The following is a 20,416-nucleotide window of genomic DNA, read 5'->3' as shown; positions in this document are numbered from 1 at the left end:
GTATACAGACAGGAGGAAGCGCTATGACAAAATTTTTTTTCACTGCTCTGTTCTCATGCGCGATGTCAAGTATGGTGTCCGCGTGGGTCACTTACATCAATCTCGGTTTACCAGAAGATTTCATCAACCGATGGGGCTTTGCCTTTATTAATGCTTGGCCTGCTTCGTTTGCAGCGGCCTACTTGTTGAATAAACCAATCATGGTATTGACCCAAAAATTGATGCGTCAATTTACACCCCAAAAGGAGAAAAACAATGCTTAGTGTTGTGGCTTTTATTACCCCAAAAAGTGAATTTTATGCAGAGTGCAAACAAAAAGCTGAAGGCATTTTAACTGCTACTCGAGAAGAAGCGGGTTGCTTGCGTTTTGAGCTATATGAAAACCAAGCGAAAGATCAGCTGATCTTGGTTGAAAACTGGGTGGACCAAGCTGCCCTAGAAGAACACTATGCCCAGCCATATATCACACCGATATTTGAGTTTTATAAAACCGCATTAGCTCAAGAGCCAGAAATACACAAAATGACCAATGTAGAGGGTTAATTTCTCAGATATATCTGAGTAAGTCACTAGGGAGGGAGGCCTCACCTCCCTATCATTTAAAAGTTGCTCTAGCTTCAGCTATAACTCACTTTTGGACAGAAGTGTTTTAGAGTAGTCGCACTAAGGCGCTCTTGTCCCAAAGCATGGCGGCATAACACGCCTCTGGACAGAAGCTTGTTAATGCCTTTGCTAAGTTAGCGAGTCATGAATAAATGCAAGTGTAAAAGTCCCTTAACTCATTGCATTGTATTGACTGGAAAGGTCAGATACTGGGTGCTCCCAATTGATGAACAATTCCAAATCATCGCAGGGAGCAACCGTAATACCCTTAAATTATGTATGAAGAGGTGCTAACTGATAGCTATGGCTAAGAACAGCTAAAAGCACTGTTCTTAGTTGAATTACTTGAAGTAATAAGAAAACACGAGTTCGAGGGTATCAACATCACCTGCTAAATGATGCCATTGTAGATCTGACTTAATTTGACCAAAGTCCAATACATTCACGCCGACGCCTATGTTGGGGTGAACATTATCCTCCACCTCGAAATCTTCCGCGTGGTTCGAACTTGCATCAAGATAACCTAAGCCCAAACTGAAGTACGGGGCGAATTTATCGCCCCAAAGCTGCGTAACTCGATAAACAAAGTTAAAGCTGTAATGTTGGTAATCGACCGTCATATCATTATATTGCGTATGTTCTGCTTTCAAATCGACACTATTTAGCCAACGATAAGTAAACTGGATACTCGCGTTATTATCAAATTGGTACCCTAAGCTACTTCCGAAAGAAAACTGACTGTTACTTTCCTGACTCCACGCGTTGTGGTCAGTATCTGGCTCTAACCATGAAATCCCAGGATTAGCTGTTACATATATTCCGTTATTCTCTTCTGCAGAATGAGCGAAAGGAGAAACACTTAACAATAGTGGGACGACCACTTTAACGGCAAGTGACTTTTGATGTCTAAACAGTGCGAGTATCGTCAATAGCAGCGTGCTTAAGAACCCTATAGAACCACCACTGCTGGTTCCTGCAATGACTTTCCCCCCATAAGGAACACCGGCTTGAATATGAAGATTAACGGTAGCAGGGTAACTATGTCTTGTTCCAATATCTGTAACATCATATTCAAAGCTATCATCGCCTATAAAACCTGCGTCAGGCGTGTAAATGAATTCACCAGTCTCCTTAAGTGTTACCGACCCATGCATTGGTTGTTTATAGATTCGCGCAGTTAAATCTGCATAAAAAGGAGCTTGTGTATTCGCATCATCTGTATCGTTAAACAACACACCTGGTGCAACAATAGTATCAATACTGTCTGCGTAAAGTGAGTAGCTATCATTATTAGCAACTGGCGCAGCATTGTTAGGGATAAGAGTCCAACCTGTGGAGAGAATTGTTATTGATACTTTTGCTTGGCTAGTATTGATAGAATAGTAAAATTCATCATTGCCATAATAATCAGCATCAGGTTGATACTCAAAACTGCCGTCTGCATTCAATGTGACACTTCCATTCAAAGCATCTTGGTCTAATGTCGCAGCATCTGAACTTTCATTAGTATCATTTTTAAGCACTCCATCTTGGCTAGATACAATCAACTTAGTATCCTGATCGACAGTATAGCTATCTGGGTGAGCATAAAGAGATTCATGTTTTTCGAATGCGCCAATGTCGATACTCCCCCCCTGTGGGCGGGTTTGCTTGAGGTAATCTGATGTGATTGAGCTACCGTCGGGATATAGCGCTTTAGCGTCGTCACCTTTATCAACAAGTGCTATTGAAAGCGTGTTTGGAACGAAACAATTATTGCCATTACATCCTGCTATATTCATGCCAGTATTAATAAAATCATCGACTCCTGGTTCTGAAATATAGTTATTGTTGTTCTGCGCTAACGGGTAAGCCGCAGTATTATCCCAATCTGTTGGATAAATGGTGGGCCCAATATTATTGCTAGAGTCGATAACAAATAACAGACTGTTATTAACAATCAACTGTGCACCATTGATTAATTCAATATGAGTAGCTTTGTAGGTAGTAGGGTCTACTTTATTACTAACAGGCGGGTAATAAAGTGTGCTGTTGGTTAAGGTCAATGTGCCTTTATCAACATAAATTGGCCACCCTCTGTCTGCACTTGTACCATCAAATAAAGTATTAACAATGGTGGTATCAACATTAATAAACTTAAAAGTAGAGTTTGTTAAGGTTTTAAACAGGCTATCTTTGATAATGACCTCAGTACTCCCGTCATCAGCAGGGCTAAAAACTTGAATAACATGACTGAAACTGTCAGGACTTGATGGTCCATTAGACTGAAAGGCGGAGTTTTCAATAAGCACATTACTATTAAAAATAAAGGTAGGTGCTGTTCTTGGCCCAATGTTTTCAAAAATAAGTGCGTCTTTTATCGTGACACTTCCATCTTGTGTAGACATGATGGAAGTGTCACCTTTTTTAGGCACTATTTTATATAAGATAACTTTATTTAGCGTGACATTGGCATTATCGGAAATGATAAAGTCTGACATGTGCTCGGCCCACACGTTTTCAATGGTGACATCAATAGTACGCCCCGCAATATTTTTAGGATTAATATAAAATAACAGGCCGGAGGCCTTTATAATAATATTGTTATCATCATTCGGATAACCTGTATTCAAAAGTCCACCCGATGAAACCCATCGTTGATGATCGTTAATATGCACATAATCATCGCCTAACCCTCGAATGATAATATCATCTGTAATTGTCATTCGGTTGTCAGCTTGGCCTGAAACGACAAAACCTAGGTTAGGTTCTATAGGGTTTTGTTCATTAAATGAGGCTGGTATTTCGATAGTATCTAAACCAGGATTAGCATTGGCCTTTTCGATGAAATCTCGAAGTGAGCCCATGCCTTGATCACTACTTGTTGTTACCGTATAAGTGGCAGATTGTACGCTCAAAGAGCTAAAAAGTAGTCCAAATAAAATTATTGACTTTGGAGTCATATTACCATCCTTGATATCCATGAAAAAACTAAGCCCAGATTTTTTTAAGTTCCTTGCAACCAACAACTTAGCTCATATATAAGAATATCACAACTCTCCCAAAGTAATGACTTTTGGAGATGTGTATACTTGGGTGCGGACGGGAGTTTTTTCAAAGTAATGTGTTTGCTTTACACATTAGCTAGTTCTATTACGATCTAGATGGGTTCTAGAACGTTTTGGGGCATAAACGTGTTAACGAAAAACACCAAACATTTATGATCACCTGTCGATGATCTTGAAGCAACGCCCATTACTATGGTCGATTTCAAAAGCGTCATGCTCTTAGTTTTCAGAATCCACTAAGTAAATTTCCTTCGTAATATCCCATTTCAAAACTCTACACAGGCAGCATCATCAATTCGAATTAGGTACGCGCCATTTGAAACTGAGCATTGTCGCTATTTAGGTGTGTTATTGAGCATAACTATAGGTGTTTGAGGCTGGATCTTAATAGAGACAAACATCTTTGTAGTGGAAAGGTAAGTGAAACCGCTGCATGAAAGGAAGCAAACCATTTGAGGGCGGTCGAGTTCCCCCCGAACTCGACCTGTTCCAGACGCGCAAGCAAAGGCGTTTGGTTTCTGGCGTATTCATAAATTAACCAATTTCAGTTTGTTGTGTAAATAATCAATAGCTTGGCGATTGATAGGTAGGTCGTATTTTGCTGTGCAAAAGCATAGAAATGAATGATGGCGAGCGTGGTGCTTGAGTTCATGCAAGGAGACTGGCGTATTGAAGCGAAAGGGCTGACATAATATGAAACATGGCTTGCCAGTTAATAATATCGTTAAATTTAAACTTGTAGGGATTTATAACTAGCTAGTGGAGTGTGCTAGTTTTAAGAGTTGGTTATCTTTTATTCTGGTGTTATACACTGCTTTTTATTTATATATTGGATTTAGTGTCTGAATTATTAAATCTGACGGGATAAATGATTGTTTAATGTTGATTTGACAAGATCTTCAAGTATCCTTTATGTAAACAAAACGTTAAATATCGAAAGTAAATTAACAATCATTAAGGAGTCGATGATGTTACATGCTCACGAAAATACCCTACATATTACCCACCTCAGTAACCACGCGGTTGAGGAGTTGTCACCATCATTCTCTAAGCTACCAAGCACAGAGCATGCGGATGGCCAGTTTCGATTGAGAAGATACTCGGTGGTTCAATTCAGTAATGGACAAGTCGTTGAGCAAGACAAACATAACTTTGTTCAGTCTGAAAACATTAATCACTTTCAAGGTGACGTTGTTCGTCAGTTCGAGCCGATTGAAGCGAAGATTCTAAGCAGTGAAGGCATGCAAGAAATGTGTGAACTGTTTATTGAAACCAACGGACTTGAAGACGGGCAAGAAATCGAAATCCATCAGATTCGTATTGCCGCTATTTTTGAAGAGACACAAGTTGCTCCAGAAGGTGTTCACCAAGATGGTTTTGACCACATCGCTTTAATCGGTGTGAACCGACATAACATTGTGGGTGGTGAAATCATGCTGTATCAAGACTCACATGAAGCGCCATTCTTTAGAAAGGTGTTAGGCGATGGCGAGGTTGCGATGCTGGCAGACAGTAAGCTTTGGCACAATGCACAACCGATTCGCACCATAGACCACGATGAGATGGGCTATATGGATGTGTTTGTTCTAACAGCTAAGGATGCGCGCAATGTCCTTCACTCTTAATGATGTACGCCAACAGTTTAGTGCTTTAGGCCAATATCATAACGGCAAGCCAGTCACTTTCTTTGATGGGCCGGGTGGATCTCAGGTGCCTGAGAATGTTTTAGCTTCAATGACCGAATACCTAGGGCATTTCAATTCAAACCTAGGTGGCCACTATTTTTCTAGCCAAAAGACCACGAGCTTAATGCAGCAAGCAAGAGAAGCGGCGCAAGCACTGCTCAATGCGGAGTCTTCTGGCAACGTTGTGTTCGGTGCGAACATGACATCGTTGACCTTCCAACTTAGCCGAGCGATCAGCCGCGATTGGAAAGAGGGCGATGAAGTTATCGTCACGGCGTTAGACCATTACTCAAATGTATCGAGCTGGCAGCAAGCGGCAGACGACAAAGGCGCGATTGTTCGTCAAGTTCGCGTCGATGAGTCGGATTGCAGTTTGGACTTGGCGCATTTTGAGTCGCTGCTTAACGAGAAAACCAAGCTTGTCGCGGTGACGTTTGCGTCGAACACGACAGGCTCTATTGTTGATATGGCGAAAGTTATCGAGCTTGCCCATCAGCATGGTGCGCAGGTTTATGTCGATGCTGTTCATTACGCACCGCATCATTTGATTGATGTTCAGCAACTGAATTGTGATTTCTTAGCGTGTTCCGCTTATAAGTTTTTCGGCCCGCATGTGGGCATTGCTTATGTTGCGCCTCAATGGCTGCATACTTTAAAGCCTTACAAGGTTGAACCTGCAACCAATATCGGCCCAGGTCGATTTGAAACAGGCACACAAAGTTTTGAAGGCCTTGCTGGTGTGATTGCGGCGGTGGATTATTTGGCGCAGTTAGGGAAACCTGCTGATTCACTGCGTTCTCGTTTAGAGCAAAGCTACGCGCTTTATAATAAGCATGAAAGCCAACTCAGTGAGTACTTTCTTAAACGTTTGGCCGATCTTGAAGGTGCAAAACTTTATGGGAAAACCGAGTTTGATTCGAATCTAAGAACTCCCACGTTTGCGATTACCTTTGATGATCACTCTCCAGAGTTCATTGCCAAGAAGTTGGGTGAGCATAATATCTGTGTGTGGAACGGACACTTCTACGCATTAGGGCTGGTGAAGCAGTTGGGTATAGAAGAGCAGGGCGTGGTGCGTATTGGTTGTATGCATTACAACTCGATTGAAGAGATCGACTTGTTGTTCAATGTGCTTGAAGGGATCTTGCGAAGCCACTAGCAGAAGTAATTAGCAAGAAGTCACTAGCACTTAATAGCTACAGAATTAGAAAAGAGCATACTTCTCTCAATAATATTGAGTAGGAAGTATGCTCTTTTTGTTTCATGAACTTAAATCTGTTTAGCGAAGTCTATTTAGACTAAAATCGCTAATCGCTTAAATCCTTGATTTAACTAAGACAATTGCTTAACGAGAGCTGCACCTACTGCGTGCGCACTGGTTGGGTTCTGGCCTGTTATCACTCGTTCATCAATAATCACAAGTTCATGCCAAGGTTGAACCTTGTTGAAACGCGCTGCACTACGAGCAAGAGATTCTTCCAATAGGAATGGAATGTCATTGATGGTGCCAAAGTCGATTTCTTCTTCACGTGTAAAGCCTGTAACTGACTTCGAACTTAGCAACTTCTCGCCGTTACTTAGGACAATCGGAAGCAGTGCTGCTGGGCCGTGACATACTGATGCAATCACGCCGCCATCTTCATAGTGCTTTGCCGCGATAGCAGCAAACTGCTCGTCGGTTGCTAGGTCTGAAAGCAAACCGAACCCACCTGGGTAGAAGATAGCATCGTAGCTTTCTACGTTAATTTGGCTTACAGGAATCGTATTGTTGATGCGGTTCTGGAAGTCGTCATCAGCCAAGATCTCGGCGTTTACTGAATCACTTTCAATATCGGTTCCATACAATGGACCTTTACCACCCTTGATAGAAGCGATGTCGTACTCAAAGCCAGCAGCAATGATCTCTTTCAATGCATGAGTCAGTTCAGGAGCGTAAGTACCGTTCGCTTGATCTGTATCGCCTAATGTTGCGTGGTTAGTTACAGGGATTAGTATTTTTTTCATGATTCGTTCCTTCAGGGCTGATGTTTGTCTAAGCATAGTTGAATTGCTGATACGGTTATATTAATTGCAAATCGTATGAGTGATAATATAGGTAATACGCAAAACATTATTGCTATATAGCAATAGTTGAATGTAAAGATATGGATGAGTCGGGTTTGAACTAGTGGGATGCGAACTTGTGGGACGCAAACTAGTTAGACGAGAATTAGCTAGATGTAAACAGGTGAAGTATGGATAGCTTTGAAGGTATTAATGAGTTTGTGGCGGTCGCGGAGTGTCACGGGTTTTCTGCGGCAGCGAAACAACTGGGTTGCAGTACCAGTCATGTGAGTCGACAAGTTTCAAGGTTAGAGGAAAGGGTGGGTGTGGCGTTGCTTGCGCGATCTACTCGTATGGTGAGTTTGACTGAGTCTGGGCACACCTATTATCAGCAGTGTAAAGATCTGGTCATTGGGCTTCAGCAAGCAAATGAGCAAGTGACTTCTCAACAAACTCAGTTAAGTGGCACATTACGAGTGAGTGCCGCAGGGGCGTTTGCAGAGAATCATGTCGCGGCGGCGCTGATGGAATTTGCTAAAGAGCATCCTGAGCTCACCATAGAAATGAATTTCAATACCAAGATGGTTAACTTCATCGAAGATGGCATCGATTTCGCGATTCGTTATGGCCGATTGGACGATTCAGGGTTGGTGGCAAGAAAGCTCGTCGATCGCCCGATGGCGGCAGCAGCCAGTAAAGATTATATAAATCAATTTGGTACGCCCACTCGCCCAGAGCAGTTAAAGTTACACAGCTGTATTATCGCCAACAGTGATCAGTGGCTATTTGAGAAAGAGGGTAAACCGTTGAATGCGGTGCGAGTGCATGGGCGCTGGCGCAGTAATAATTCGAGTGCAGTACTGAAAGCATGTGAAGAGGGGCTTGGCATTGTTTACCTTCCCAAAAGCAGTTTCAACGGCGGATTAACTAATGGAAAACTCCTTCCTGTATTAGAAGAGTATTGGGGAGCAGGAACCAGCAGTTGGATCGTTTATCAAAACCGTCGTTTTCTGCCACAGAGAGCACGGCTTGCGATCGACTTTCTCGTTTCTTACTTCTCTGACTGGAAAGAATAACGAGCAAGAGTTTAAAGAAGAAGCGCGTAGTGTTTGTATGCACTGCAGATCGGCTAAAAGATAGGTGTGCACTCTATGAACCGTTGTTATCACTCTCGGTTAGCGTGTTTCCGTTTAAACGAAACCAAGTTTGAGAAAACGTTTACATTGATAAACGTTATCTTTGTTTTTGTTTGTTGACGCGAGTAATAGGATTGAGATGCTTGTCTACTTTTCATTACTTGTACTAGCGATTGAATTGTAGAGAAGCTTACTGCAGTACGATATACTAGATGGTATGTTGATGTCCCTAGCGTGTGATAGATTGTGTTGAAGCGCTGGCTGGATGTGTCGTTATACTCCAATTTACGAAGTATAGCTTTAGTGCGGAGTTGGCAATGTCGTCAATAAATTTCGAATCCACGTACGGTGTAATAACTATTCAAGATATGAATGTAGTTAGCGTTGACGCCAATTATGCTCGTATCTATGGATATCAATCACCCGAAGAACTGCTGTCTAATATCGATAGCTTTCTTGACCTTATACCTGAAGGTTTTCATGTTTTAGCGTACCAAAATTACCTTGAAACCGTCAGTGGCCAACGAGACCCTCAAGGACATACCTATGTCAATGTCGACCGCAATGGTCGGGAGTTCACGGTGTTTTCTATTGACCATGTAACAGAGTGGCAAGGAAGGCCTGCATTGCAAGTTACCGTCATCGATCTTTCCCCTGCTATTCAACTGCAAAATGTTGTGCGCGAACAAGATCAGATGTTTCACGATATGATCATGCAATCCGGGCAAGGCATTTTAGTTCACCGAGATTTTAAGCCTTTGATGGTTAATCAATCATGGGTGGATTTACAAGGTGGTGAGTCTATTGAGCAAGCCCTCGCGTTGGAATCCATTCTCGATTTAGTACCGCAGCAAAATACAGCAGGTATCTCGAAACACTATCAAGCAATCATGTCTGGCGCTTTATCCGGTACGAGTACTGTCGTTGAAAACATCGGTTTTGACGGTGTTCATCGTTTCTTTAATATTTACGATAATGCGATCACTTGGGAAGGTGAGCCTGCCATTCAGGTTGTGCTTGAAGATGTAACTCAAAAAGTTATGTTAGAAAATCAGTTAGTTCATCAAGCCAATTACGATGAAATGACGAATTTGCTTAATCGAAGAGCGATTTACGATTGGTTGAAAGCGTTTCTTGCTTCAGAGAATCATGTTGTATGTATGCTGCTTGATATCGATGATTTTAAGGCGATTAATGATACATACGGTCATATGACGGGCGATGATGTTATTTGTACTTTGGCTGATATTACCAAGCGTAATGTTGAGCAAGCGGGTGGTGTGACGGGGCGTTGGGGCGGCGAAGAGTTCATCGTTTTTATTCCAAATGCATCTCCTCAAATTTCACGTGTCGTCTCTGATCAAATTCGTCAGCAATTTAATCAAACCCAGTTCAAGGTTAGTGAACAGATTCGTTTTAATGTGAGTGTTAGTATTGGAGTAAGTGATAGCCGATCTTGCGAACGCAAAGTTTCCATCGATGCACTTGTGAACTTAACGGATCAATCGCTATACAGAGCTAAAGCGAGCGGAAAGAACTGTGTATGCGGAGAAGTGAGCGCGTCTTAGCGTTCTAAGCATGGTGTGCTCGCATACTCATAACTCATACACAGACGGCTAACATAGAATCGTATTGGTAATAAAATGCCCTCAAGCAATCGTTTGAGGGCATTTTAGTTTTTGATTATCAAAGCTGTCTAGCTCTCGTTGATCAAATAAGTTCAGCTTTCACCGACTAAAGCCGTTTAGCTTTGGCTTATCAAAACAGTCAGCTTATCAAAACAATGAGCTTATCAAACCGTTGGCTTATTAAGCAGAAACTTCTACTTCGTAAGAGCCAAATTTACGGATGTTAATCACACCAGTATCCAAGATAAGGTATTGGCCTTTAATGCCTTGCAGCACGCCAGATACTTCAGGGTTCTTATCAAAGTTGTGCGAGACAATTTTCACCGGGTGCTGTTCAACTGGGTAGCTCAATGACGTGATGTTTTCGCTTAGAACTTCGATAGCATCATCACCAAATTTCGCTTTGATCTCTTGGATTTTATCCTCAACCAATGGTAACAGTTCTTTGGCTTTTTCTGCCAACTCCATATCGTCACCGTCGCCTTTCAGCAACGTGCGCCAGTTAGTTTTGTCGGCAATGTGCTTTGCTAACTCAACTTCAATCAGGCCAGAAATCTGACGGGTTTTTACCTTCAAGATAGGCAAGCCTTGAGTGGCACCTTGGTCGATCCAACGCGTTGGGATTTGAGTATGACGAGTGATACCCACTTTTAGGCTTGATGTGTTCGACAGGTAAACGAAGTGATCAACCATGCAGTTCGCTTCGCCCCATTGAGGCTCACGACACGTACCTTCATCGTAGTGACAAGTCTCTGGCTTCATGATGCACATATCGCAACTTGCCAGTTTTCTCATGCACACAAAGCAGTGGCCTTGAGAGTAGCTCTTCTTGGTTTTCTTTCCACATGAACAGCAAAAAATATTGCCGGTGTGAGTGAGGTTGATCGTTTTACCAATCAGAGGGTTTAGCTCTACAAACTCTTCACCTACAGGTAAACGGTAAGTAACCGCACCATCAAGGGAAGCACTCATTTTCTTGAGTGTTCCTTTTGCTAATAAAGACATGACATTACTCGTTATATTTTGATTATTATTTCGTCGACTCTAACGCTCTGTCAGCAGGCGCAACGGTTAACGATGATTATGCGATGAGTATAACAAATAGAGACTGATTTTATACGCAATATTACTTGATTCTCGTCGTGAATAATTGTCCCTAAATAAGCACTTGAAAATATAGTATGACATTTTGTTCGGGCGTGATATAACGATTTTTAATGAGATGTTGGTTCAAAAGTGACTGGTGTCCTTAACTTATTTTATATCGTGAAATCCCAACTATAGGGACCTTAAGCTGGAAGTTTTGAAGTGAAGTGGATCCATAAGATTGTTATCTTTTTAGTTATCGCAACGCTTGCCATTGTGCAGTACTACCGTGTGAGCGGAAATCGAGTGATAACGGCAATTACGCCTGATCAATATGAATTTATCGCGACCAGCGATCAAGTGGATAGAGGAGTCAGTACTTCCCAAATATCCTTTAAAAATGGGCAGTATATTCTCGATTGTGAGTTGAAAGAGTCCGACTATCCGTGGCCTTATTGCGGCCTGTCGATTCGTATCAACCCAGACATTACCACTGGCCTTGACCTTTCTCAGTATCACACCTTTAGAGTCAATATTGATTACCATGCGGAGGCCGATTCTAGCGGTCGTTTGCGAACTTACCTGCGTAATTATAATCCTGCTTATTCGGTTCCTGATGACGAGTACACACATAAGTACAATGGTATGGAGTTTGCGCCTGGCGTGGATGGCGGTGTGATTGAGATACCGATTACCAACTTACAGGTGATGACTTGGTGGCTTGCAGATAATGATATTGCGCTAGAACATTCTGCTCCTGAGTATTCGAACGTTAACATGGTTGAATTTGCGACCGCCTCTGGGGCAAAGCTGGGCCACCATCGAATTGTTATCCGTAGTATTGAATTTGAAGGTACGTATATCACGGGTGAAAGCCTATTTATGATCCTGCTGTTTGTCTGGGTAGGTACGGGCACCGTGTTCTTGTTTTCAGAGTTGCACCGTTCACGTAAGCGTATGGTGATCGCAGAGAAAAGGCATCATCACTTAAAGAGTGTCAATCGTGCTCTGAGAGAACAGAATTTTGAGTTCTCTGAAATGGCGCACCGCGATGAATTGACAGGAATTCTTAATAGACATGCGATTCGTGATTGGCTGAAGATGCAATCTCAGCAGGTTAAGCAAGGGCACGTGAAGCTGAGTATGTTGTACCTTGATATTGACTACTTCAAGAGCGTGAACGATAAGTACGGACACCAAATGGGTGACCATATTTTACGTGAGTTCAGCATGGTGGTTGGCAGTTCGATTAGTGCGACTGACAAACTGGTACGTTGGGGCGGGGAAGAGTTTATTGTTTTTTGCCCAGAAACCGATGCTGGCGAAGCACAAAGAAAGGCAGAGAAAATAAGGCTTTTGGTTAGCCAACACCTTTGGGTTCATGGTGACCCGCTCACTTGTAGTATTGGCATTGCCGAGATGAAGCAAGAGAGAGTGACAGAGACCATTGCTCGTGCTGATGAAGCTCTGTATCAAGCGAAGCATTCAGGGCGAAATCAGGTGATCTTGAGTCACTAATCTAAAAAATTGTTTTGGTTAGTTTATAAGCCACACGTGCATATGTGACGTGTGGCATTTTTATGGGCGCTATATGAGTTTACCCTCTAGAGCGTTTGTTGATTTGCTTGGATAACGTATAAAAATGATTTCACTGTTCTTTAAATGTTTGCTCGGTGCCGCGGCGGTTTTGTTTATTGCGCTGCTGTCGAAAAGTAAGAGCTTTTACATCGCAGGTTTAGTGCCGTTGTTTCCAACCTTTGCTCTGATTGCTCACTACATTGTTGGCACGGAACAAACCATGGTGGAGTTACGTACCACGGCACTCTTTGGTTTGTTCTCGCTTGTACCATACGCGGCTTATCTTGGCGCGGTTTATGTGTTCAGTTATCGCTACAATTTGGTATCGACGCTCTCTTTAGCCACTGTCGTTTGGGTTATGTGTGCTTCTATGCTGCTGTTAGGTTGGACGCGTTTAGTACCCAGTGCGATTTAATCATGGTTGAGCTGGTGGATTTGTAGATTAAGTTGGCTGCGTTGTTCTGCTAAGAGACAGAAACAAAAAAGGTGGCGCGGGGCCACCAAAAGGGAAAAGTGTTTTATTGTTTTTTGAATGCCCGCTCAGTGGTTGTTTCAAATTGAGTGATAGCTTCAAACTGAGTGATAGCTTCACGCTGAGCGGGCATTTTTGTACTGGTTGAGCCGGGGGAACTGCAGCCAGTTTAGTTGGAGCCTTATCTGTAACGTTTGTCTATAAGCACCTGCCTATAAGCCTTCGCCTATGAGCACTTGTCTATAAACATCAGTCTATAAGGCGTTCGTGCTTACCAGAAGATCCAAGCGAACAGTGTTAGTACTAGGATACAAACTAGGTTCAACACCATACCGACTCGCATCATTTCTTTTTGTTTGATATGACCAGAGCCGAATACAATCGCATTAGGTGGTGTCGCGACTGGTAGCATGAAGGCACAAGATGCGGCAATCGCAATCAGTGCAGACAAGATAACTGGTGACATACCCAGCGCTTCAGCAATGGTTGCAAATACAGGGACAAGCAAGGCTGCACTCGCTGTGTTACTCGCAAACTCCGTTAGGAATACCACGAACGCTACCACGGCTAGAATCGTAAGAAGTACGCCTGCTGTTTCTAAAAAGCCACTTAGTGAGTGTGCTAGAAATACGCTGGTGCCAGTCGCTTTAAGAATGTTACTTAAACAGATACCGCCACCGAACAGGATAAGCACACCCCAATCCGTTGTCTTCTCAACGTCTTTCCATTCAACCGCTCTTGAAGCGCCAAGCAGTACAATGGCACCAATCGCCACCAAGCTATCAAATTTAGAGAAACCGCCAATCATTGCGTTGATTGGTTTTCCGAATATCCAAAGCGTTACGGTTAAAAGGAAGATAGACAGTGTGATTTTTTTGCTGTTTGTCCACTCTACAGGAGCGTGGTCTAGCTCGAATTTATGGTCGAGCTTGGGCTTAGTCATCACGTACAAAACAATCATCGTGATTGGCAATAAGATCATTGAGATAGGTAGACCTAGCGCCATCCATTCTGTGAAACTTAAACCAACTTCAGCGGCAGCGATTGCGTTTGGAGGGCTACCAACCAAGGTTGCGATACCACCAATCGATGCACAGTAAGCGATGCCAAGTAGCACAAATACGTAGGTGTTACGGTCTTCACTTTGGTCAACTTTGTTCATGATACCTAGAACAAGAGGGAGCATCATTGCTGTTGTCGCGGTGTTCGAAATCCACATCGATAACCCGGCGCTCACGCCGAATAACATGAACACGGCCACTGACATTCTGCCTTTTGCTATCAGCAGCACTTTGTCAGCAATCGCCTTATCTAGTTCTTGTTTGTTCAGAGCGGCTGCCAGTGCAAAGCCACCCATGAAGAGGAAAATAATTGGGTTCGAAAAGTTAGCCAGCGCAGCGGGCGTGTTAAACACACCAAACAAGACAGCCAAAAGTGGAACGAGCAGAGCCGTAATACTGACGTGGATCGCTTCGGTTAACCATAAAATAGCAACAAATACGAGAATGCTTAAGCCCGTATTGACTTGGGTTTCGAAAGGGAGAGTATTGAGCAAGAGTGCAAATAGCGAGAAATTACCAATTAAGATCATGCTGTTGCGGGTAAACAACCAATGTTTCAGTGTAGTAACAAGTGCCGTCATAAGACGCTCCTTTTGTTTATCCTCGTTTTATTGGTGCACTAACTTCAAAAGCGGTGCTTATTGTTTTCGAGGTATCTTGTTTTCAAGTTATACCGCTCTCAAAGTAAAAAGCTTCGAGGTATATAGACTTGATGTAGGGTCAGACTTTGTTGGAGGAATGTTACTTAAGTTAATAAAGGAGTGTTGGTGTGTTTTTGTGTAACAGTGGGGAAGTGTGAGGCAACAAATTCAAAATGTGTAGTTTTCTACACATCAGTCTCTGCTGGTTCTAAAATAGGGCTTGTTGTAGGGTCTACAACAGGGTTTACAGTCGGGTCAGTAATAGGGTTTGGAATCGGAAATGATTCCGGTTTTGGACTCGGTTGAATCGGCTCTTTAGGTCCAAGGAACTTTGGTGTTGTCCCCATAATATAAAGATCAAGGAATGCTTTGGTGCGCGCAAACACTTCACGTAAACGTATTGAGGTTCCCGAATGGTGAGTTGGTCCTGAAACCGCCAAACACTGCGCATGAATATCGTAAGAATTGGCGATGAAGAGCGCTCTTTCACAGTGGAATTTCTGAGTGATGATCAGAAAATTATCAGTATCGAATATCTTTTTAGCGCGAACAATCGAGTCCAAGGTTCTAAAACCTGCGTAATCTAGATTGATGCGTTCATCGGGGACACCCGCTTTCAACAAGTCGCGTTTCATCGTCCACGGTTCATTGTAAGAGCGATGAGCGTTATCGCCACTCAGTAGAAATTGGTCAACTTTTTCACGATCGAACAGCTCAATCGCGGCTTCGATTCGGTGCTTATAATAGTCGTTGAGTGTTCTACCCAGATATTTGCTTGTGCCAAGCACAACCGCGACCTCAAGCTCGGGCACGTCATCAATATCGTAGATGATGCGATCTTCCGCTTGCCATGAAACCCAATAATCGATCGCAATAACCGCAGCGCTGCCAACTAAGAACACGAGGAAAGCGCCAAACAGAAAACCTTGCAGTTTTTTGTAAGCTTTTTTTATGTAGCTACGGATAATGTGAGAATCAAATTTCACTCTCGGTATGGTCCTTTGACTGAGCATTAATTTTTGAGTGCTCGATAATACCAAATAAAAATGAGAAAAATCAGTTAAAAAGACAAGACAGTGTAAAGAAAAAAGCCCCTGCAGTTGCAGAGGCTCTTGTAAGAGTAGTTAACGCTCTTTATTCCAAGCGCAGTACGCTTTTATTCAGAGCACAGCACGCTTTATTAGAATGCAGTACGCTTGTAGCGACGGTAAACCGGCTGCCAGAAGTGCTGGTCAATCGCTTGTTGAAGAGCTTCTTCAGTGATCTCTAGTGCAACACCTTGCTCAATCGCTTTCTTACCAACGGCAAGAGCAATCTTCTTAGATACGGTGTGAATCTCTTCCAATGGTGGAAGTAGCGCACCTGAACCATTGATAGCAAGTGGAGAACACGTAGCAAGCGCACGGCTTGATTCCATCAACATTTCATCAGTGATACGTGACGCATTCACAGCCAATACACCAAGGCCAATGCCTGGGAAGATGTAGCTGTTGTTACACTGAGCGATTGGGTAAGTGGTGCCGTTATGAGTTACTGGCTCAAATGGGCTACCTGTCGCAACCAGTGCTTGGCCATCAGTCCAACGAATAATGTCGTTTGGAGTTGCTTCAACACGGCTTGTTGGGTTAGACAGTGGGAACACGATAGGGCGTTCACAGTGTAGGTTCATCTCTTTGATGACTTCTTTGCTGAACAGACCTGGAGCACCAGATACACCAACTAATACGGTTGGTTTCGCGTGGCGAACAACGTCTAGTAGAGAGAAACCAGTGCCGTCGCTTTCCCAGTCTTTGGTGTTTTCGTTGGTTTGAACGAGACGCTGTTGGAAATCAAGCAGGTTTTGCATGCCTTCCTGTAACAGACCCCAACGGTCAACCATGTAAACTTGAGAACGTGCTTGTGCATCGCTGATACCTTCAGACACCATTTGAGCAATGATAGCTTCAGCAATACCACAACCTGCAGAACCGGCACCTAAGAAGGTGATGCGTTGATCTGAAAGTTTGCTGTTTGCTGCTTTACATGCTGCAAGTAGAGAACCAACCGTTACGGCTGCTGTGCCTTGGATGTCATCGTTGAAACAACAGAGGCGATCTTTGTAACGCTCAAGCAGTGGCATTGCGTTCTTTTGTGCGAAATCTTCGAACTGAACTAATGCATCAGGCCAACGGCGTTGAACCGCTTGGATGAACTCTTCAACGAATGCATCGTAGTCAGCACCTGTGATACGAGGGTGACGCCAGCCCATGTACATTGGGTCTGCAAGACGTTGAGGGTTGTTTGTACCCACATCGAGCACGATAGGTAGCATGTAAGCTGGGCTGATACCGCCACAAGCTGTGTACAGTGCTAGCTTACCAATTGGAATACCCATGCCACCGATACCTTGGTCTCCCAAACCAAGAATACGCTCACCATCCGTAACCACGATAACTTTAACGTTGTGGTTTGTCGCATTGTTCAGTAGGTCATCGATACGATCGCGGTTCGGATATGAGATAAACAGACCACGGCCACGACGGTAAATATTTGAGAAGTTCTCACATGCTGCGCCAACCGTTGGCGTGTAAATGATAGGCATCATTTCAGAAATGTGGTTTTGAACTAAACGATAAAAAAGCGTTTCATTAGTGTCTTGGATGTTACGAAGGTAGATATGCTTATCCATATCACTTTCGAAGTTACAATATTGCTTGTATGCACGTCCTACTTGCTCTTGGATTGTTTCGGTCGTTTCCGGTAACAAGCCTTCAAGGTTGAAAGAACTGCGCTCTTCAGCAGAGAATGCGCTGCCTTTGTTTAGAAGAGGGGTACTTAGTAGAGCAGGACCAGCATAAGGGATATATAGAGGGCGTTTATCGTTGTTCATTGGATGCCTAATATGGGAGAAAGGGTAACCGAAAAATGATAACGGTTTAGTTATTCAATTGTAAATAGTTTCCCTCCGATCTTTGCAAACAAAATGATATTCTTACCCATGTCCCACACTTATCGAATTCTAGCGCCATAATTCGTTATACTTCGCTCACACTTTTTCGCGACTCCTCCTTTTTATGTCATTACTTCCTATCGATTCTTATCAAAACGTATTCCACGAGCAAATCGCCAATTCTCACCTTGTAGTCGAAGCTGAAACCGGATCGGGCAAATCAACACGCCTACCTATTTGGGCCTCTCAGCATGGGCGAGTGCTCGTGGTGGAGCCAAGGCGAATCGCTTGTACGTCACTCGCTAAATATTTAGCACAGCAGTCGGGTGAGAAGCTTGGTGGTAAGGTTGGTTATGCGATTAAGCTTGAGTCGAAGTACAACGAGCAAACCAATATTGTTTTTGCGACTCCCGGTATTGCGCTGCGTTGGTTGTCAGAAGATGGACTAGCCGGTTTCGATGTGATCGTGGTGGATGAGTTTCACGAGAGGCGCTGGGACATTGATCTGCTGGTGGCGATTCTCAAACAAAAAGAGAGCCATCGCTTGGTGATCACTTCTGCCACCATTGAAGGGGAGCGTCTTGCTGATTATTTGAATGCGAGTCGGATAAGTTGTGAAGGTCGAACTTATCAAGTTGCTATTGAACACAGAGCGAATGAATCAAGAGCATTACCTGATATTCGATATCTAGAGCAACGCATCGCTGAAGAAGTCAATCATCAACTGATTGCTTCCCATGGCGATATCTTGGTTTTCTTGCCGGGTAAAAAAGAGATCGTGCAATGTGAACAAGCCTTGGCAAAAAATCCAGATATCCAAGTGGTGAAGTTGCATGCGTCAGTCTGTGAAAAAGAACGAGATTTAGCGTTATCGGGTCGTAATATCAATACTGAAGGTAATGGCCTGAGAAAGGTCATTCTGGCGACCAACGTTGCTGAAACCTCACTAACCATACCCGACATAGGTGTGGTGATAGATTCAGGATTAGAAAGACGCACCGTTCAACGAAACGGCAGAACCACACTGATGCTTAAATCCATATCACGAGCGAGTGCCAAACAACGAGCTGGCCGCGCGGGTAGGGTCATGGATGGCATTTGTGTTCGTCTATATGGCGAACATGCAGCGTTAGAGTTAGTCACACCACCTGAATTGCAGCGTGAAGAGCTGACCGAACCTATGCTTGCGGCGGCATGTTGTGGTGCTCCGCTTGAGAGCTTGCCTTTCCTTGACCCTATCCCTGAGAAGTCATTAAACAGCGCGACTCAAACCTTGATCACGATGGAGGCTATTAATACTGACCATCAAATTACCGAGCATGGCAAAAAGCTGTATCCGCTGCCGATTGATGCTTTGTATGCCGATATTGTTACTCGAATCAAAACCAAAGCATTAAAAGAGGCGATGGTCGATCTCACTGCCGCGCTGTCCGTTCCGGCTCGCTTATATCAGTTGCCGATCAATGCAGAACATCTTGAAGCGCTAGCTCAGCAAGAGAAAGAAGGGTGTGATCTAAGCCTGTTAATTCAGATTGTTCGTGGTCGCGATTATCCGCATTTAGAAATCGACCAGCAGGCATTGAATGAAGCACAAGGATTGGCTAAGCAAATGCGTGAGGTGTTTGAACTTCCTCAGTTAGAAGTCGCGTCACGTTTCCAACGTACTGCTTTACTTGAAACCATCATTCAGCTACATCCAGAATTGGTGTTTGTGCGCCGACTGAAGAGGAAAGAAGCCTTTGCTAATGGAGTGTTAGAGGTAGTACTCGGCCGTCAGAATCGTTTCCCTGATAATGCACAAGCGATGTTGGTACTTGATACTCACAGCTTGCCGGGAAGAGGCGTTAAGCAGACATTGACGTTGGCCACAACTACCGCGCCTATTTCTCTTGAGCTTGTCGTTGAAGAAGAGCTAGGTGAGTGGCAGCAAGGTGAAACGGTTGTGAACGATGATGGCGTCTTTACTGAGATGGTTTTGGTGTATGCAGGTCGAACGATTGCCACTAGATTGGTCGCCGCTGAAGGTCAGTTATCATTGAAGCCAATCGTCGATCTTGTGTTGAATGGTGCGCAATTGCCCGGTTTTGCAAAGGTTCGTACTCAAGAAATCAGACACTGGCAGTTGTATGTAAAACTTGGGCTCGATGAACAAACAAAATATACTCCTGAGATCGAGCAACTTAGCTTTGAACTATGGTTTATACAACAGCTTGAGGTGTTAGGGGTTACCGATGTCAGCGAGCTAGAAATGTTTGACCATGCAGACATTCCATTTGATGGTATCCCAGAATGGCTTTATTCAGAATTTTCGGAAAAATACCCGTTTGCATTGAGCCTTGCCGACTTGCAACTCGATGTAGAATACTTGCCCGCGCGAAAGCTGATTTACGTTCACTATCAATCGGGTAGCCGAAAGTTATCACCAAAACGTTGGGAGTTGCCAACATGGTCTGGTTGGCGTATTCAGTACAAAAAAGCGAGCCGGATTATTGATATAAAATAGATAG

Annotated in this window: 15 protein-coding genes; 9 read left to right on the top strand and 6 right to left on the bottom strand. The window is 43.5% G+C overall.

The features are described from left to right. Positions 1–23: 23 nt before the first annotated feature. Both AACW75_RS13940 and AACW75_RS13935 read left to right on the top strand, forming a co-directional pair. Entirely contained in the window at positions 24–263 is a 240-nt protein-coding gene (locus AACW75_RS13940) for a DUF2798 domain-containing protein (RefSeq protein WP_065681692.1), read from the top strand. Further along, positions 256–543 (top strand): putative quinol monooxygenase, encoded by a 288-nt coding sequence (locus AACW75_RS13935; RefSeq protein WP_017092321.1) that lies wholly within the window; start codon positions 256–258, stop codon positions 541–543. The genes AACW75_RS13940 and AACW75_RS13935 overlap by 8 nt, the downstream gene beginning before the upstream one ends. A 401-nt stretch (positions 544–944) precedes the next feature. Here the strand turns inward: AACW75_RS13935 and AACW75_RS13930 are convergent, their stop codons facing one another. Continuing rightward, positions 945–3,545: an Ig-like domain-containing protein gene (locus tag AACW75_RS13930; protein WP_145571201.1), complete on the bottom strand. Its 2,601-nt coding sequence runs from the start codon at positions 3,543–3,545 to the stop codon at positions 945–947. Positions 3,546–4,618: 1,073 nt separating this feature from the next. Between AACW75_RS13930 and AACW75_RS13925 the strand changes: the two genes are divergently transcribed. Next, positions 4,619–5,275 (top strand): 2OG-Fe dioxygenase family protein, encoded by a 657-nt coding sequence (locus AACW75_RS13925; protein WP_004733405.1) that lies wholly within the window; start codon positions 4,619–4,621, stop codon positions 5,273–5,275. Further along, positions 5,259–6,494, top strand: a complete 1,236-nt coding sequence (locus AACW75_RS13920; RefSeq protein ID WP_145571199.1) for a cysteine desulfurase-like protein — start codon at positions 5,259–5,261, stop codon at positions 6,492–6,494. Before AACW75_RS13925 ends, AACW75_RS13920 begins: the two co-directional genes overlap by 17 nt. Before the next feature lie 173 nt (positions 6,495–6,667). Here the strand turns inward: AACW75_RS13920 and AACW75_RS13915 are convergent, their stop codons facing one another. Beyond that, a complete protein-coding gene (locus AACW75_RS13915; protein WP_135454729.1) occupies positions 6,668–7,339 on the bottom strand; it encodes a type 1 glutamine amidotransferase domain-containing protein in 672 nt (223 codons plus the stop codon). 230 nt (positions 7,340–7,569) lie between these two features. On the opposite strand from AACW75_RS13915, the gene AACW75_RS13910 reads away from it, so the two are divergent. Both AACW75_RS13910 and AACW75_RS13905 read left to right on the top strand, forming a co-directional pair. Continuing rightward, positions 7,570–8,454, top strand: coding sequence for a LysR family transcriptional regulator (locus AACW75_RS13910; protein ID WP_145571197.1), 885 nt, complete (start codon positions 7,570–7,572; stop codon positions 8,452–8,454). A 428-nt stretch (positions 8,455–8,882) separates the two neighbouring features. Continuing rightward, positions 8,883–10,082: a sensor domain-containing diguanylate cyclase gene (locus AACW75_RS13905; protein ID WP_145571243.1), complete on the top strand. Its 1,200-nt coding sequence runs from the start codon at positions 8,883–8,885 to the stop codon at positions 10,080–10,082. A 240-nt stretch (positions 10,083–10,322) separates the two neighbouring features. Here AACW75_RS13905 and AACW75_RS13900 read toward each other — a convergent pair whose 3' ends face one another. Continuing rightward, the gene (locus AACW75_RS13900) at positions 10,323–11,147 is read right to left on the bottom strand and encodes a DUF2797 domain-containing protein (protein WP_145571195.1); all 825 of its coding nucleotides are present in this window, start codon (positions 11,145–11,147) and stop codon (positions 10,323–10,325) included. Between the two features lie 303 nt (positions 11,148–11,450). Between AACW75_RS13900 and AACW75_RS13895 the strand changes: the two genes are divergently transcribed. Both AACW75_RS13895 and AACW75_RS13890 read left to right on the top strand, forming a co-directional pair. Beyond that, positions 11,451–12,746 (top strand): GGDEF domain-containing protein, encoded by a 1,296-nt coding sequence (locus AACW75_RS13895; protein WP_145571193.1) that lies wholly within the window; start codon positions 11,451–11,453, stop codon positions 12,744–12,746. Positions 12,747–12,870: 124 nt separating this feature from the next. Further along, positions 12,871–13,221, top strand: a complete 351-nt coding sequence (locus AACW75_RS13890) for a GlpM family protein (protein WP_145571191.1) — start codon at positions 12,871–12,873, stop codon at positions 13,219–13,221. Positions 13,222–13,549: 328 nt separating this feature from the next. Here the strand turns inward: AACW75_RS13890 and AACW75_RS13885 are convergent, their stop codons facing one another. The 3 genes from AACW75_RS13885 to AACW75_RS13875 all read right to left on the bottom strand — a co-directional run bounded on the left by AACW75_RS13885 (position 13,550) and on the right by AACW75_RS13875 (position 17,849). Further along, positions 13,550–14,920, bottom strand: a complete 1,371-nt coding sequence (locus tag AACW75_RS13885) for an SLC13 family permease (RefSeq protein ID WP_017072936.1) — start codon at positions 14,918–14,920, stop codon at positions 13,550–13,552. A 245-nt stretch (positions 14,921–15,165) separates the two neighbouring features. Further along, positions 15,166–15,966, bottom strand: a complete 801-nt coding sequence (locus AACW75_RS13880) for a SanA/YdcF family protein (RefSeq protein ID WP_102447701.1) — start codon at positions 15,964–15,966, stop codon at positions 15,166–15,168. Positions 15,967–16,160: 194 nt separating this feature from the next. Then, positions 16,161–17,849 carry an NAD-dependent malic enzyme gene (locus tag AACW75_RS13875; RefSeq protein ID WP_004733414.1) on the bottom strand — a complete coding sequence of 563 codons (1,689 nt, stop codon included), beginning with the start codon at positions 17,847–17,849 and terminating at the stop codon, positions 16,161–16,163. A 184-nt stretch (positions 17,850–18,033) separates the two neighbouring features. On the opposite strand from AACW75_RS13875, the gene AACW75_RS13870 reads away from it, so the two are divergent. Then, the gene (locus AACW75_RS13870) at positions 18,034–20,412 is read left to right on the top strand and encodes a helicase-related protein (RefSeq protein WP_145571190.1); all 2,379 of its coding nucleotides are present in this window, start codon (positions 18,034–18,036) and stop codon (positions 20,410–20,412) included. Positions 20,413–20,416 lie beyond the last annotated feature (4 nt).

The sequence above is a fragment of the Vibrio sp. L3-7 genome (genome assembly GCF_963898195.1).
Taxonomy (GTDB): Bacteria; Pseudomonadota; Gammaproteobacteria; order Enterobacterales; family Vibrionaceae; genus Vibrio; species Vibrio echinoideorum.
Note: the sequence above shows the minus strand (reverse complement) of the source record. Positions and strands in the feature narration are given on the sequence as shown.

Excerpts from the sequence above, each read along its gene's own strand:
- AACW75_RS13940 (WP_065681692.1), top strand. The coding sequence starts at position 24 with ATGACAAAATTTTTTTTCACTGCTCTGTTCTCATGCGCGATGTCAAGT.
- AACW75_RS13935 (WP_017092321.1), top strand. The coding sequence starts at position 256 with ATGCTTAGTGTTGTGGCTTTTATTACCCCAAAAAGTGAATTTTATGCA.
- AACW75_RS13930 (WP_145571201.1), bottom strand. The coding sequence starts at position 3,545 with ATGACTCCAAAGTCAATAATTTTATTTGGACTACTTTTTAGCTCTTTG.
- AACW75_RS13925 (WP_004733405.1), top strand. The coding sequence starts at position 4,619 with ATGTTACATGCTCACGAAAATACCCTACATATTACCCACCTCAGTAAC.
- AACW75_RS13920 (WP_145571199.1), top strand. The coding sequence starts at position 5,259 with ATGTCCTTCACTCTTAATGATGTACGCCAACAGTTTAGTGCTTTAGGC.
- AACW75_RS13915 (WP_135454729.1), bottom strand. The coding sequence starts at position 7,339 with ATGAAAAAAATACTAATCCCTGTAACTAACCACGCAACATTAGGCGAT.
- AACW75_RS13910 (WP_145571197.1), top strand. The coding sequence starts at position 7,570 with ATGGATAGCTTTGAAGGTATTAATGAGTTTGTGGCGGTCGCGGAGTGT.
- AACW75_RS13905 (WP_145571243.1), top strand. The coding sequence starts at position 8,883 with ATGAATGTAGTTAGCGTTGACGCCAATTATGCTCGTATCTATGGATAT.
- AACW75_RS13900 (WP_145571195.1), bottom strand. The coding sequence starts at position 11,147 with ATGTCTTTATTAGCAAAAGGAACACTCAAGAAAATGAGTGCTTCCCTT.
- AACW75_RS13890 (WP_145571191.1), top strand. The coding sequence starts at position 12,871 with ATGATTTCACTGTTCTTTAAATGTTTGCTCGGTGCCGCGGCGGTTTTG.
- AACW75_RS13885 (WP_017072936.1), bottom strand. The coding sequence starts at position 14,920 with ATGACGGCACTTGTTACTACACTGAAACATTGGTTGTTTACCCGCAAC.
- AACW75_RS13875 (WP_004733414.1), bottom strand. The coding sequence starts at position 17,849 with ATGAACAACGATAAACGCCCTCTATATATCCCTTATGCTGGTCCTGCT.
- AACW75_RS13870 (WP_145571190.1), top strand. The coding sequence starts at position 18,034 with ATGTCATTACTTCCTATCGATTCTTATCAAAACGTATTCCACGAGCAA.